Below are 14,107 nucleotides of genomic sequence, written 5' to 3'. Positions count from 1 at the left end.
CGCCCGGTCACCGAACAGGTTCTGGACCCGGCCGACATGGGAGCCGCCCGCTACACCCGGCACAGCTTCGCCCGGTCCTTCCTCAGAACCGCGGCCGCCGAGAACTGGCGGGTCGAACGCGAGCGGTGGGACGTCGACGCCGACGGCCGCGGCGAGGTCGTGTACCGCGTCGGGATCGGCGCGCGGGAGGTGAGATTCGTCGTGTTCTCGACGACCCTCGCCGAGCGCGACCGAACCGACCGCGTCATCGCCAAGGCCTGGGACGTCACCGCAGCCCTGATCGAGGGGCCGCTCACCGAGAGTCGTTCGAGCGCACTGCGAATGCAGGTGCCGCGTCAGGAAGAAGGCCGGGCGGACGACGGCACCCTCATCTGGACCCGGGCGAATCGCAGCGCACGGTTCTTCGACTACGTCGCCGATCGCCTGTCCGCGGGCGGTCAACCGGACATAAAGACGATGGGCGACGCCGCCTACATCCTGCGGAGCACCGCGTTCTACAGCAACGGGAAGTTCGGGCTGGCAGATTTCGATCGGCTCGGTGCCGACCATCCCCTGCGACAGCCGTACCGGGCACACATGCTGACCGCCTGGTTGCTGCGTGAGTTCAGCTACGACCTGGTCGAGCACTGTGCCCGGGCCCGGAACCCGCGGGCGGCGCGGCTGTCCGGAGACTGGCGACGCTACCTCGGGCTCGGCAATGCGACCGGTCTCGGCATGGTGCCGTACGTCGTCAATCATCCGCAGGTGCTCGACGCCTGGTGCGCCACCCGCGAACTGCCTCTCGCGCATGCGCTGGCGCAGACGACCGCACCCGGCGGCCCGCGCATCCACCGCGCCCGTGACCTGCTCGACCGTGCCACGCTCTACTTCGGCGAGCGAGCAGACATGTCGACCGCGCCCTTTGTCACCTGCGGCGAGCTTGCCTCCCAACTCGCCGTGCTCCGGGACCTGCTGTCCGAGTACATCGGGTCGGGGACCGTCGGCGGGACGCCGACCGACCACGCCTGGCGGGCGCTGCACGACCGGGCCGCGTCGATCGGCGCGGAGGCCCGCGGAGTGATGGACTCCGTGATCGTCGAGGTCCATCCGGAACTCGACACCGAGGTCGATGAATTGCTGTGCTGCGATCAGCGGCTGGCCGTCGAACCGGCGCAGACCTGCGCCGAACTCCGCGCCGTCCTCCGGGACCGTTACGCGTGGGTGCAGCGGTTCGACTTCGACGATCCCGACGAGCAGGCCCATTTCTGGTTCTCGTCCGAGTACAAGGAGGAGCCGCGCCGGGGACGCCGCGGTGTCGATCCGGGCGAGCACGTCGAGCATCCGATCGATGTCGCCCGATCCGTGACCGCCCTGGAACGCGATCTGGCGTCCGCCCGCGACGAGACCACGGTCGCCGCGTTTCTCGTCGAACATCCGCGGCACCGCGGCATCGTCGCCCGCGTGCAGACGCTCACCGGCGTCCCGTACGCGGAGGCCCACGACAACCTGCTCGCCCGGAACTTCCTGCCCCTGAATCTGCAGCGCTTCCAGCTGGCGATGTACGGGATGGACAACTACATGCCGCAATCGACCGACTGGCTCCGGGTGACCCTCTACTCGGGAGCCCCACGGGCCGAAGACGTCGCCGCCGGGGTGGACGACGACTGGATCTTCACCCGCAAGCCGCGAAAGGACGCCTAGTGCACACGCTCACACACTCCGACCTGCTGGTGGTGGACGGACTCCAGTTGACCTCCTCTCGGCAGTGAACGACCGAGATTCCCCTCGGAACTCACGTCCCGAGGTTCCTGTTTCACCGACAGTCGCCACCCCACACGTTATGTGCGAGGCGGTCTCACACCGTCTCCGCAGGCTGCCACCGCCAGTCCGACGGCCAAAATATTCCTCGCAGCATTCACATCCCGATCATGGACGACGCCGCACCGGCACGCCCACACCCGCACATCCAGCGGCATCGCCCCGGCGACCTCCCCACACACCGAGCAGGTCTTCGACGACGGACAGAACCGATCGACCGCCACCACCCGCCGCCCGTACCACTCGGCCTTGTACTCGAGCATCGACCGGAACTCCGACCACCCCGCATCCGAGATCGCCCGAGACAACGACCGAATCTTCACCATGTTCCGCACACTCAGATCCTCGATGGCGATCACTTGATTTTCGCGCACCAGCCGAGTGGAAAGTTTGTGCAGATAATCGCGCCGCCGATCAGCGATCCGACCATGAATCTTCGCGACCTTCAGTCGAGCCTTGACCCGATTACGGGATCCCTTCTCCTTCTTGGCCAGCACCCGCTGCGCCTTCACCAACCGCGCACGGTCCGCGCGCTCATGGCGCGGGTTGGTGATCTTCTCCCCCGTCGAGAGCGTGTAGAGGCTGGTGATCCCGGCATCGAGCCCGACCACCCGATCGGCCGGCTCGAGTTCGGCGATCGTGTCCTCGACGAGAATCGAGATGTGGTACTGACCGCGAGCATTGCGCGACACCGTCACCTGCGACGGCACCGCCCCCTCCGGCAGCGGCCTCGACCACCGAATATCCAGCGGTTCGGACTGCTTGGCCAACCGGACCTGCCCGCCGCGGTAGGTGAAGCAGTTCGAGAAGTAGGTCGCCGAATCCTTCGACCGCCCCTTCCTCTTGAACTGCGGGTAGCCGGTCTGCTTGCGCCAGAACTTCTCGAACGCACCCTGCAACTGCCGCAGCGATTCCTGCAGCGGCCCCTTCGACGGCTCCGCCAACCACGCGGTCCCCGCGTCCCGCTTCCATCCGGTGAGCATCTTCGAGGTGTCCGCGTAGGTGACCCGACGCTGCTCCTGCGACCAGGCACGCGTCCGCTCGGCCAACGCCCGGTTGTAGACATACCGGGTGCACCCGAACGTCCGAGCAAGCTGTTCCGCCTGCACCGCAGACGGATAGAAACGAAACTTGAACGCCCGCTTCACCACCCTCCCCGCCATGCCCCAGACACTAGCCACACGGTCCGACAAAGTCGGATCGGCTACCCCGGCCCTGAAGGACCGGGTTTGCGCCGAAAGACTCACGGATCAACAACTGGGACCGGAAAGTCCTCGAAGAACTACGCGCCGGTGGGGTCACCGGCGTGAATGCCACCTGCGCGGTGTGGGACGGTCCGGCCGACACGCTCGGCGCCGTCGCACAGTGGTATCAGCTCGCCGCCGAGAACGACGACATCGTCACCCTCGCGGAAACCTCCGACGACATTCGCAACGCGAAGCGGGACAACCGGATCGCCGTGCTGCTCGGGTTCCAGAATTCCTCCCCGTTCGGGGACGACTATCGCATGGTGGAGATCTTCCACCGGCTGGGGGTGCGCGTCGCGCAGCTCACCTACAACATTCAGAACCTGGCGGGCGGCGCCTGCTACGACGAGCACGATTCTGGACTCACCGCGTTCGGACGCATCATGATTGCGGAGATGAATCGGGTCGGCATGCTCGTCGACCTCTCCCACGTCGGGAACCGCACCTGCCTGGACGCGATCGACGCATCGCGCACGCCCGTCGCGATCACCCATTCGAACCCGACCTGGTTCGTCGACAGTCCCCGCAACAAACCGGACGAGGTCATCGACGCGCTGGCCGCACGCGGCGGTGTGATCGGCTGCTGCCTCTACCCGAACGTCCTGGGTGGGGAAGCCACGTCCAGCGCTGATTTCGCGGTCATGGTCGCGCGGCTCGTCGACCAGATCGGTCCCGACCACGTCGCGATCGGTAGTGACTGCACCCGCAACTGGTCGGAGGACTACGTCGCGTGGTTGCGGAACGGTCGCTGGCGACCGCCCAGCCAGAATCCGGTCGAACCCGAGTGGCCGATGTGGCCGAACTGGTTCTCGGGCCCGGCGGACTTCCCGGTTCTCACCGAGTGCCTGCAGAAGGTCGGCCTCGACGACGCGACCATCGCGAAGATCCTCGGCGAGAACTGGCTGCGGATCTTCGACGACGTCTTCCCCGGACTGCCCGAATCACAGGAACGCCGATGACCGACATGCTCACCCACACCCTCGAAGACGACACCGCTCTCACGCCGGGAAACCGAATCAGGCTGGCGGTACGAGAGGTTCGCGAGACGGCGTTCCGCGCCCTCTACGCCGCAGGCGTCAGCGCGGGCGAGGCCGGTGGCGCGGCCGACGTCGTGACGGCGATGCAACTCCACGCCCGCAACGGCATCGACACGCTCCTGGCGACGATCGCCGAACTCGACTCACCGGCCGGGCCCGCCGACGTCACGCTGACGAGAGGCCCGGAAGTCGACATCGTCGAGCGGTCACCGCGGAGCGCCCTGCTCACGGGTCCGCCGGCGGTCGATCTGGCCCTGTCGCAGTCTCGTCCGGTTCTCCTGCCCCGGATCGTCGATCACGAGGCCGTCGCCTGGTACGCCCTGCACGCCGTCTCCCGGTCCGGTGCCACGTTGCGCCTGATCACGCTCGACGACGGTGGGCACCCGGCCGGCGCGACCGTCGTGACGGAGGCGGGCGACATGTACCGCGACGCCGCCGCCGCGGCGCTCACCACCGGCGTACCGGCCATCGCGGGAACGCTCCTCCAGACCGCACCGCCCGCTGCACACCTGTCCCGTCCCGTCCACACCGCCGCCGAACGGGAGACGCGTTACCGCCACGCCGTCTCCTACGGCGTGTTCGTCGACGCCGCGACGTGGTCGCGCGCCTACGAACTCGGCAGGCGATTCCTCGTCCCGGAGGCACATTCGTGACCGATCAGCGTGAACTCGTCCCACATCCCGCGGGCACCGAGCGACCGTACGCGCGGGCGGCGGTGTTCGCCGGCACCATCTGGGCCTGCGGGCAGATCCCCACCACCGCGGACGGACGGACCCCGACCGCGATCGGCGACCAGGTCCGGGTCGCGCTCGACAATCTGGAGGCCACCCTCCACGCTGCGGGCGGTGGCCTGCACACCCTTCTGAAGGCCACGGTGTACCTGGCCGACCTGTCGGAATTCGACGAATACAACACCGCGTACCTGGCCCGGCTGGACGGCATTCCCCTGCCGCCGCGGACGACTGTCGAGGTTGCTCGGTTCCGCGGCGACAAGCGAATCGAGATCGACGGGATCGCGGCCGTCGACCCGGCGAATTGATAAGCACAGAGCATGAATTGGTAGGAGATTGGTAATTCCGCGCCGCGAATTCTCTTCCTACTGTGGCAGCAACCACATCACGTGGGGACACACCCTCAAGCCCACACCCCCGATGGGATTCCTCAGATGAACCTCGACACCACCGTCTCCGCCCGATCGGGCGTCACACTGGACAGCGCCAGACTCAACGGCTTTCACGCCAAGCTCGCCCTCTTCTCCTCGGGCGGCCCCTTCCTCGACGGCTACATCCTCAGCATCATCGGCATCGCGATGGTGCAGATCCAGGCACAGTGGGACATGAGCGCACTGTGGGCCGGCCTCATCGGATCCTCCGCGCTCATCGGGGTGTTCCTCGGTGGGGCCGTGTTCGGTGCGGTGACCGATCGGATCGGCCGGAAGTTGATGTACACCATCGACCTGATCGTGATCATCGTCTGTTCGGTGTTGCAGTTCTTCGCCGCGGACGAGATGCAGTTGTTCATACTGCGCTTGATCATCGGCATCGCGGTCGGCGCCGACTATCCGATCGCCACCGCGCTGGTGACGGAATTCGCGCCGAAGGCGTGGCGCGCCAAACTCGTCGGCGGCCTCAACGCCATGTGGTTCGTCGGTGCAACGGCAGCCGCGTTCGTCGGATACCTGCTGCTCAGCAACCCCGACGGATGGAAGTGGATGTTGCTCTCCTCCGCGGTTCCCGCCACCCTGATCGTCGTCGCACGCACGAGCATCCCCGAGTCTCCCCGGTGGCTGCTGAGCAAGGGGCGGTCCGACGAGGCACTCGCCGTGCTGCGAAAGACGATCGGGACGGATGCCACGCTGGACGACCTGCCCGACGAGGAGGGAAGCACGTCCATCCGCGGATTGATGCGCGGCGGATACCTGAAGCGCGTCGTGTTCATCTCGATCTTCTGGACGTGCACGATCGTGACGCTGTTCGCCATCTACGCTTTCGGCCCGCAGATCCTCGAACTCTTCAACCTCGGTTCCGGAAATCTCGCCCACATCGGATACGGCCTCATCAACCTGTTCTTCCTGATCGGCAATGTCGTCGCACTGCTCCTCGTCGATCGACTGGGGCGACGGCCGATCCTGATCTGGGGTTTCGTGCTCTCCGGTCTCGGACTGCTGTTCCTCGCGATCAAGCCGGACGCGGGCCTGTGGGTGATCGCATTCGCGTTCGCGATCTATGCGCTCTTCAACGGCGGACCCTCCATCCTCGAATGGATCTACCCCAACGAACTGTTCCCCACCGAGGTGCGGGCCACCGCCGTCGGCCTGTGCACGGGAATCAGCCGGATCGGTGCGGCGATCGGCACGTTCGCCACCCCGTGGGCGCTGTCCAACCTCGGACTCTCCGCAACGATGTACATCGCCGCGGGCATCGCCGGAGTGGGCGCACTCGTCAGCTTCCTCATGGCCCCGGAGACTCGGGGAACGGACCTGAGCGACGCGGCGTCACTGCGCTGAGTTCTCCCCGAACACGCCGCTGCTGCCGGGCGCCAGTCCCCGGCGGCAGCGGCGCTTCCATGTCCCCGCTCACACCGGCCGCGCGGTGTTTTCCGCACCACATGTCTGCCGCGCCACATGTCCGCTGCACGCCAACGTATTTCACGATCGACCGTCACATCACCGACCGTGCGAGGAAACCGCTTCGCAATACGGCGGGTCGACAGTGGGGGCATGAACGATCCCGTGAGAGAACCCGGAGTTCACGTCAACGCGTGCGAGGCGTGCGGCCGGCTTCCGCATCCCCGCCGCGTCCGGCTGGCGCTGGCGAAGCTGTGCGCCGTGTTTCCCGTCGAGCTGTTACTCCACGCCTTGGTCATTCATTTCCACGTCTCCTATCTGATCACCGTCGCGGTTCTCACCGTCACCACCACCGTGTTGGTCATCTGGGTGGTCGAGCCGTCGGCGATGCGGCTCCTCGGCGGGTGGCTGCACGGTCCCGCGGACGGTAAGCACGGCCACCTCGTGACCGGACAGTCGCTCTGGCGCATCCGTGTCCGGGTGAGCGATCGCCCGGGGCAGCTGGAATCGCTGGCCCGCAACCTCGCGGAGCTGGACGCCAACATCCTGACCGTGCACGTCCATCACCTGGACGGCGGTTCACTCGACGAATTGATCGTCGGGGCGTGCCGGGACACGTCGCCCGAGGCGCTGTCGAATGCCGTTCGCGCAGGCGGCGGTCACGATGTCGGCATCTGGCCGGCATCGGCGCTCGCCCTGATCGACGGCCAGACCAAGGCGTTGACGTTGGCGTCGCGGGTGGTGGCCGATCCGTCCGAACTTCCCCTGTCGATCGCGGAACTCCTCGGGGCCCAATACGTCGATACGCGCGTGAGCGACGTTCCCACCACGGCAGCGAGTGTCGAGATCCCGTCGGGTGATGAGCTGCTCATCTTCGTGCGGTCGGCGGACGAGCCGTTCACGCCGGCCGAGATCGCCCGGGCCCGGCGCCTCGGCGAGCTGGCGCAGAAGACACGGGAGATGGCGGTGTAACGCCCGCAAGGACGGTCATTCGCACACAATTGCACCCCAACACGAGCCGACTTCCGTGACAGATCGTCAATGTGTTTGACATACTTGAACTAATGACTACCCGGACAATGTTTCACGGCTCTCACAAGGATGCGATCTCGATGCGAGATAACCAGTCCGCAGCCTCCGCCTTGCAACTCTACTGCGCCTTTCGACACCAGCATCCGCGCAGCGTGATGCCCTCCGACTACGTCACCGACTGCGGTTTCCGACTCGGACGTTGGCAGGATCGCCAGCGCGTGGCCCGCATGCTGGGCACCCTGCCGCCCCAACGCATCCAGCAACTCGACGCGATCGGCTTCCTGTGGAGCGATGACGCCGTCCCGCTCCCGGCCGTGTCACCGGCCGACAGCAAGCGGCGACGAATGCTCACCGCCATCGCCGCCTACCGCGAAGAGCACGGCAACGCACTCGTTCCTGCGAACTACGTCACCGCCGACGGAGAACAGGTGGGCCAGTGGCTCTATCGAGCGGTGAAGAAGTGGCGGGCCGACGCGCTGCCGGACGAAGAGCGTCGCCCGCTCGTCGTGCTCGGTGTCTCCCCCGGTCCGCGCCCACGAGGGCCGCGGACCTCGGCTTCGCACGTCGGATAGGCATTCCGCCGTTCGAAATGGACGGAGGACCCCCCCGGGACAGTCACGGACCAGTCATGCTGTTTCCGTCGAATGGCAGGTTCACCCTTGGGTACTTGCAGTACTTTCTCACGGTTCCGAACCCGTTCAGGTGGCGGGCTTCTCCCGATCGCGGCGTCGGCGCAGGGTGAGTTGCAACTCGAGGAGCAGGCGATCGGAGGCGTCCTGGAGATCCACCCCGACGATTTCCTCGACGCGGCGGATCCGGTACCGCAGGGTGTTCGGATGCACCTGCACGGCCGCCGCGGCGCTGCGGACGTCGCCGTAATGCGCGAGGTAGCTTTCAGCACTCTCGCTCAGGTTCGACGCGTGTGTGGTGTCGTACTCGAACAGGGCATCCAATCGTGGATCGTGAAGTTCGGGGTGCTGATCGACGAGGTCCAGGATCTCGCCGAGCAGCACCGCGGTGCGCGATTCGGCGAGGGTGGTCACCCGCCCCTCCGGGAAGGTGGCGGCGGTGCCGTCGAGGACCCGGTCGACCTCGGTCCGCGCGCCGGCGACGTGCCCGAGATCCATGACCGGGACGGCGATCGCCGCCCGGAGGACGATCGACCGTTTCGTTTCGAACTGGTCGACGAGTTGCCGGGTCCAAGCGGAGACGGTGTTCGCCGATTTGTAGCGCGGCAACAGCACATACGCGCGGTCGCCGATGATGGTGGCCACCGAGTCGCGGCTGAAGGAACTGGCGTGCAGGCGCAGCATGCTGCCCGATTCCGCGAAGTCGCCGATCGGCGCTGCCGTGTCCGTGGCGGTCGGAGCGAACCCGACGACGGCGGCCGGGCCGGTCACCGGCAGATTCAGGGCACTGGCCACCGACGGGACGTCCACCCCTCCCCCGCGCGCACCGAACAGCCGTTGGATCAGCAACGCCTCCGTGGACGGGGCGTTGAGGGTGCGTGAGATGATCCGTGCGGCAATCGCCGACGCACCCCGCAGCACGTCGGCCGCGTCCGGCGTCAGTGGTGCGTCGCCCTGCTGCACCCAGATCGAGCCGAGCTGCCGGGACACACTCGCCCCTTCGGTGGTTTCCCGGATGCTGACCACCAGCCGCCGCTTGGTACCGAGCTTCGGGTGTGCCGGGACGTCGATGACCTCGTCGCTCTTGCGAAGCCGGTCGAACACGCCCCATTTCCGCAGCACGCGCAGATAGTCCCGCGGTCCCTCGCGGCCGAGGATCGACAGCATCCGCAGCTCGTCCGCCGACTCGTCGGACGACGAATACGCCAGCACGCGCGACTGCGCGTCCTCGATCGACACCATCCCGCCGGAGTTCTGGGCCACGATCTGGGCGAGTCCGAACAGGTCGGTGTCGGTGGCCAGCAGTTCCTGGTCTCCCAGACCGGCCTGCAGCCGACGGGAACGGTCCAGCATGCGCTGCACCAGGGGAAACACATGGTCCCACCGGGCCCTCGGGTGCACGGCCACCAGCGCGACACCGGCGCGGCGAGCCGCGGCCTGAAGTGCGCGCGGGTCGACTGCCGTTTTCGACATCACTGCGCGCGGTCGCTGTCCCGGTGGCCGCTGCGCAACGCGATCGAACCAGCGCACCGCCTCGGCCTTGCCGACCCCGACGTGCAACAGCAGGTCCGGCAGCGGAGATTGCGATTCGATCTCGGCGGCCAGATCGGTGCCGTCGACCAGGGCGACCGATTCGAGGACGACGTCGTCACCGGCGGGAGCCTCGACCAGTTCGACGACCGCGGTGTCGAGAGCACTGAGAAGCTCACGCAGAGTGATGATCTCGACCTCGTCCGGTGCCTTCTCCGGGATCGGAGATACGGGTCGATCGCGGCGGCTCATGGTGATGTCTCCAGTTCGGAAATCGAAAAGCAGCTTGGCCAAGCGTACAACTCAGTGAACCATAATTTGTTCGGCTGACTCATCAACCAGCGGCTTTTCCGGTGTTCACTGTGACTAGTTCGTTGCGGCGGTCCACTCGCCGCCACATCTCGTAGGAGGTTTCATGGACGCCGTCACCACCACCCCGCAGCCGGTCAACGAGCCGGTCGGCAGTTTCACGCCGGGCAGCCCCGAGCGTGCCCGACTGCAGGCCAAGCTCGCCGAACTCGGATCGAACCCCACCGAGATCCACCACGTGATCGGCGGGCAGCACCGACGCGGCAACGGCCCGACGATCGACGTGGTGCAGCCGCACCGGCACGCCGCGGTGCTGGGCACCTTCACCAACGCCGGCGCCCGGGACATCCAGGACGCCGTCACCGCCGCTGCCGCCGCCGCCCCGGTATGGCGAGCCCTCTCCTTCGAGGACCGCGCCGCGGTGTTCCTGCGCGCCGCCGACCTGCTGTCCGGTCCGTGGCGCGAAACACTCTCCGCCGCAACCATGCTCGGCCAGTCCAAGACCGCGTACCAGGCCGAGATCGACACCCCCTGCGAGCTGATCGACTTCTGGCGGTTCAACGTCCACTTCGCCCGGCAGATCCTCGCCGACCAACCCATCTCCTCCCCCGGCGTGTGGAACAAGGTCGAATACCGCCCCCTCGAGGGCTTCGTCTACGCCATCACCCCGTTCAACTTCACCGCCATCGCCGGCAACCTGCCCACCGCCCCCGCACTGATGGGCAACACGGTGATCTGGAAGCCCTCCGAGACACAGGCCGTCGCCGCGTACTGGACGATGAAACTCCTCGAGGCCGCCGGCCTGCCGCCCGGCGTGATCAACCTCGTCAACGGCCCCGGCGCCGCCGTCTCCGACGTCGTCCTCGCGGACCGTCGCCTGGCCGGGATCCACTTCACCGGCTCCACCGCCACGTTCCAGCACCTGTGGCGTCAGGTCGGCACCAACATCGCCCACTACGACTCCTACCCGCGCCTGGTCGGCGAAACCGGCGGCAAGGATTTCGTCCTCGCCCACAGCTCCGCCGACCCGGACACCCTCACCACCGCCCTGATCCGCGGCGCCTTCGACTACCAGGGCCAGAAGTGCTCCGCCGCCTCCCGCGCGTTCGTCCCGAAATCGGTGTGGGCGAAAATGGGCAACGACTTCATCGACAAGGCGTCGACGCTGACATACGGCGACGTCACCGACTTCTCGAACTTCGGCGGCGCCGTCATCGACAAGCGGGCCTTCGACCGCAACGCCGACGCCCTCACCCGCGCCAAGGCCACCCCCAGCCTGACCATCGCCGCAGGCGGACACGCCGACGACTCCGTCGGCTACTTCGTCGACCCCACCGTGCTGCTCGGTGACGACCCCACCGACGACGCGTTCCGCACCGAATACTTCGGGCCGATCCTGGCGGTACACGTCTACGACGACTCGGCCGCCGGATCCTTCGACACCGTGCTCGACCTGGTCGACAAGGGCTCGAAGTATGCGCTGACCGGCTCGATCATCGCCGACGACCGCACCGCCGTCGCGAAAGCCACCGAGGACCTGCGATTCGCGGCCGGCAACTTCTACATCAACGACAAGCCCACCGGCGCCGTCGTCGGACAGCAACCCTTCGGCGGTGCCCGGGCGTCGGGCACCAACGACAAGGCCGGCTCCCCGCAGAACCTGCTGCGCTGGGCGTCCGCCCGCACCATCAAGGAAACGTTCGTCCCCGCCACCGACCACCACTACCCCCACCAGGACATCTGATGGCCGCCTCCGATCTGCTCCGTCCGGCGCTGCTCGCCGCCGCCCGCTCCCCCCGCATGGAACGCACCATCACCAAGATCCCGGTGACCCGCAACCTCGTCGACCGGTTCGTCGCCGGCGAAACCGAGGACCAGGCCGTTGCCGCGACCACCTCGATTTTGGACTCCGGCCGCTACATCACCATCGACCATCTCGGCGAAGACACCACCGACCTCGCCCAGGCCAACAACACCGTCTCGCACTACCTCACCCTGCTGTCCTCGCTGGCGCAATTCGCACCCGCCGGTGCGCACACCGGTGAACCGCGCAACATCGAGGTCTCACTCAAGTTGTCCGCGCTCGGTCAGTTCCTGCCCCGGGACGGGCACACGGTGGCCCTGGAGAACGCACACAAGATCTGCACCGCCGCCGAGGAAGCCGGGGCATGGGTCACCGTCGACGCCGAGGACCACACCACCACCGACTCGACCCTGTCCATCGTGCGGGAACTACGTCAGGACTTCCCGTCGCTGGGCACCGTGCTGCAGGCATACCTCAAGCGCACCGAGGCCGACTGCCGGGACCTGTCCGGGCCCGGATCCCGGATCCGGCTGTGCAAGGGCGCCTACAAAGAACCGGCCTCGGTCGCGTACCAGGGCAAGGCCGCCGTCGACGACGCCTACCTGCGGTGTCTGCAGATCCTGATGAACGGCCGTGGCTACCCGATGGTCGCCTCGCACGACCCCGCCATGATCAACGCCTCACTGCAGTACGCAGAGGCGAACGGCCGCGACGTCGACGAATTCGAACTCCAGATGCTCTACGGCATCCGGGACGCCGAACAACTGCGGCTCATCGGTGAGCAGCAGCACCTGCGGGTCTACCTCCCCTACGGCGAGCAGTGGTACGGCTACTTCATGCGCCGCCTCGCCGAACGCCCCGCCAACCTGGCCTTCTTCCTGCGCTCGCTGGCCTCGACGAAGTAGGCCGAGACCACACCAGTAAATTAGGTTAGGTTTACTTCGTGATAACGTTCACGCGCTTCCTCGCGTGCACGTGCTGATCGCTCTTTTCGTTCGACAGCCGGGATCGACGCCCGAGTGGGGCGCTGATCCTGGACGAACAGAAAGCATGACGAGCGTGAGAACATCCGTGGGCCGAATCGGCCTCGTGGCCATCACTGCAGTACTGGCGAGCACCCTGGCCGCCTGTGGGCAATCCGAAACCGTCGACGACTCCGGCGCCGCGTCGACCGGCGAGGGCAGCACGAGCTACCCCCTCCTCCTCGACAACTGCGGACAGCAGGTCACCGTCGACGCCGCGCCGCAGCGGGTGGTGTCACTGGACCAGGGTTCGACCGAAATCCTGCTGTCGCTCGGCCTCGCCGACCGGCTGGTGGGCACGGCGTCATGGACGGACCCGATCCGCGAGAACCTCGCGGAGGCCAACGCGTCGGTGCCGCGGCTCGCGGACAACGCCCCGACGTACGAGGTGGTCCTGGACGCCGATCCCGACTTCGTGACGGCGTCGTTCGGCCGGCATTTCAAGCAGGGTGGCGTGGCGGAGCGCGCCCGGTTCGCCGAGACCGGAGTCGAGTCGTACCTGTCTCCCACCGATTGCGACAACGGGGTCAGCATCAACGGCGGCGGCAAGCGCACGAACCCGCTGACGATGGAAGCGCTGTACCAGGAAATCGGTGAGCTCGCCGCGGTGTTCGACGTGACCGAGCGCGGCACACAGCTGATCGACGAATTGAAAGAACGAGAAGCCGCCGCACTGGCGTCCATCGAGAAGTCGACTGTGTCGACGGCATTCTGGTTCGCCGACACCAAGAGTCCGTACGTGGCCGGCGGTCTGGGGTCCGCGAGCCTCCTCGCCCGCTCCGTCGGTGCCACCAACGTGTTCTCCGATCTCACCGACGACTGGTCGCCCGTGGGCTGGGAGATCGTGGTGGAACGGAACCCGGACGTCCTGATCCTCGGCGACCTGCTCCGCAACCGCTTCCCCGGTGACCTGCTGGCGGACAAGATCGCGTTCCTCGAATCCGATCCGGTGACGCAGAACCTCGACGCGGTGCGCAACAAGCGGTACATCGCCCTGCACGGCGCCGAGATGAACCCGTCCATCCGCGCGGTCGACGGCCTCGAGAAGGTCGCTGCCGGCCTGCGCGATCAGAAGGTCCCGTCCTGACCGCCACCCTCGACCACGCCGACACCGGTGTCCCCGCACCGGTTCGG

12 protein-coding genes are annotated in these 14,107 nt (G+C 67.0%); 10 read left to right on the top strand and 2 right to left on the bottom strand.

What is annotated here, in order from left to right; genetic code table 11:
* The first annotated feature begins 36 nt into the window (after window positions 1-36).
* Complete coding sequence (locus tag AC1DWT_RS04275) at window positions 37-1,680, top strand: hypothetical protein (RefSeq protein WP_257015750.1); 1,644 nt, start codon at window positions 37-39, stop codon at window positions 1,678-1,680.
* A gap of 137 nt (window positions 1,681-1,817) precedes the next feature.
* On the opposite strand, the gene AC1DWT_RS04270 is transcribed toward AC1DWT_RS04275, so the two are convergent.
* On the bottom strand, window positions 1,818-2,960 hold the full coding sequence (locus tag AC1DWT_RS04270) for an RNA-guided endonuclease InsQ/TnpB family protein (RefSeq protein WP_477919841.1): 1,143 nt from the start codon (window positions 2,958-2,960) through the stop codon (window positions 1,818-1,820).
* An 86-nt stretch (window positions 2,961-3,046) separates the two neighbouring features.
* Between AC1DWT_RS04270 and AC1DWT_RS04265 the strand changes: the two genes are divergently transcribed.
* From AC1DWT_RS04265 to AC1DWT_RS04240, 6 genes are all read left to right on the top strand, one after another.
* Window positions 3,047-4,003, top strand: coding sequence for a membrane dipeptidase (locus AC1DWT_RS04265; protein ID WP_095863158.1), 957 nt, complete (start codon window positions 3,047-3,049; stop codon window positions 4,001-4,003).
* Window positions 4,000-4,734 carry a hypothetical protein gene (locus AC1DWT_RS04260; protein WP_095863157.1) on the top strand — a complete coding sequence of 245 codons (735 nt, stop codon included), beginning with the start codon at window positions 4,000-4,002 and terminating at the stop codon, window positions 4,732-4,734. Before AC1DWT_RS04265 ends, AC1DWT_RS04260 begins: the two co-directional genes overlap by 4 nt.
* Window positions 4,731-5,120 (top strand): RidA family protein, encoded by a 390-nt coding sequence (locus AC1DWT_RS04255; protein ID WP_143548917.1) that lies wholly within the window; start codon window positions 4,731-4,733, stop codon window positions 5,118-5,120. Before AC1DWT_RS04260 ends, AC1DWT_RS04255 begins: the two co-directional genes overlap by 4 nt.
* Before the next feature lie 126 nt (window positions 5,121-5,246).
* A complete protein-coding gene (locus AC1DWT_RS04250) occupies window positions 5,247-6,587 on the top strand; it encodes an MFS transporter (RefSeq protein WP_095863156.1) in 1,341 nt (446 codons plus the stop codon).
* Between the two features lie 213 nt (window positions 6,588-6,800).
* A complete protein-coding gene (locus tag AC1DWT_RS04245; protein ID WP_095863155.1) occupies window positions 6,801-7,619 on the top strand; it encodes an ACT domain-containing protein in 819 nt (272 codons plus the stop codon).
* A gap of 140 nt (window positions 7,620-7,759) precedes the next feature.
* Window positions 7,760-8,251 carry a helicase associated domain-containing protein gene (locus tag AC1DWT_RS04240; protein WP_072939043.1) on the top strand — a complete coding sequence of 164 codons (492 nt, stop codon included), beginning with the start codon at window positions 7,760-7,762 and terminating at the stop codon, window positions 8,249-8,251.
* 126 nt (window positions 8,252-8,377) lie between these two features.
* Here the strand turns inward: AC1DWT_RS04240 and AC1DWT_RS04235 are convergent, their stop codons facing one another.
* Window positions 8,378-10,090 (bottom strand): PucR family transcriptional regulator, encoded by a 1,713-nt coding sequence (locus AC1DWT_RS04235; RefSeq protein ID WP_095863604.1) that lies wholly within the window; start codon window positions 10,088-10,090, stop codon window positions 8,378-8,380.
* A 163-nt stretch (window positions 10,091-10,253) separates the two neighbouring features.
* Between AC1DWT_RS04235 and pruA the strand changes: the two genes are divergently transcribed.
* The 3 genes from pruA (at window position 10,254) to AC1DWT_RS04220 (ending at window position 14,060) form a co-directional block, all read left to right on the top strand.
* The gene (gene pruA / locus AC1DWT_RS04230; RefSeq protein ID WP_095863154.1) at window positions 10,254-11,891 is read left to right on the top strand and encodes an L-glutamate gamma-semialdehyde dehydrogenase; all 1,638 of its coding nucleotides are present in this window, start codon (window positions 10,254-10,256) and stop codon (window positions 11,889-11,891) included.
* Entirely contained in the window at window positions 11,891-12,856 is a 966-nt protein-coding gene (locus tag AC1DWT_RS04225) for a proline dehydrogenase family protein (protein WP_095863153.1), read from the top strand. Before pruA ends, AC1DWT_RS04225 begins: the two co-directional genes overlap by 1 nt.
* 154 nt (window positions 12,857-13,010) lie before the next feature.
* A complete protein-coding gene (locus AC1DWT_RS04220) occupies window positions 13,011-14,060 on the top strand; it encodes an ABC transporter substrate-binding protein (protein ID WP_095863603.1) in 1,050 nt (349 codons plus the stop codon).
* Window positions 14,061-14,107 lie beyond the last annotated feature (47 nt).

It is taken from the genome of Rhodococcus sp. P4_B6, from assembly GCF_056402215.1.
Note: the sequence above shows the minus strand (reverse complement) of the source record. Positions and strands in the feature narration are given on the sequence as shown.

Excerpts from the sequence above, each read along its gene's own strand:
- AC1DWT_RS04275 (WP_257015750.1), top strand. The coding sequence starts at position 37 with ATGGGAGCCGCCCGCTACACCCGGCACAGCTTCGCCCGGTCCTTCCTC.
- AC1DWT_RS04270 (WP_477919841.1), bottom strand. The coding sequence starts at position 2,960 with ATGGCGGGGAGGGTGGTGAAGCGGGCGTTCAAGTTTCGTTTCTATCCG.
- AC1DWT_RS04260 (WP_095863157.1), top strand. The coding sequence starts at position 4,000 with ATGACCGACATGCTCACCCACACCCTCGAAGACGACACCGCTCTCACG.
- AC1DWT_RS04250 (WP_095863156.1), top strand. The coding sequence starts at position 5,247 with ATGAACCTCGACACCACCGTCTCCGCCCGATCGGGCGTCACACTGGAC.
- AC1DWT_RS04245 (WP_095863155.1), top strand. The coding sequence starts at position 6,801 with ATGAACGATCCCGTGAGAGAACCCGGAGTTCACGTCAACGCGTGCGAG.
- AC1DWT_RS04240 (WP_072939043.1), top strand. The coding sequence starts at position 7,760 with ATGCGAGATAACCAGTCCGCAGCCTCCGCCTTGCAACTCTACTGCGCC.
- AC1DWT_RS04235 (WP_095863604.1), bottom strand. The coding sequence starts at position 10,090 with ATGAGCCGCCGCGATCGACCCGTATCTCCGATCCCGGAGAAGGCACCG.
- pruA (WP_095863154.1), top strand. The coding sequence starts at position 10,254 with ATGGACGCCGTCACCACCACCCCGCAGCCGGTCAACGAGCCGGTCGGC.
- AC1DWT_RS04225 (WP_095863153.1), top strand. The coding sequence starts at position 11,891 with ATGGCCGCCTCCGATCTGCTCCGTCCGGCGCTGCTCGCCGCCGCCCGC.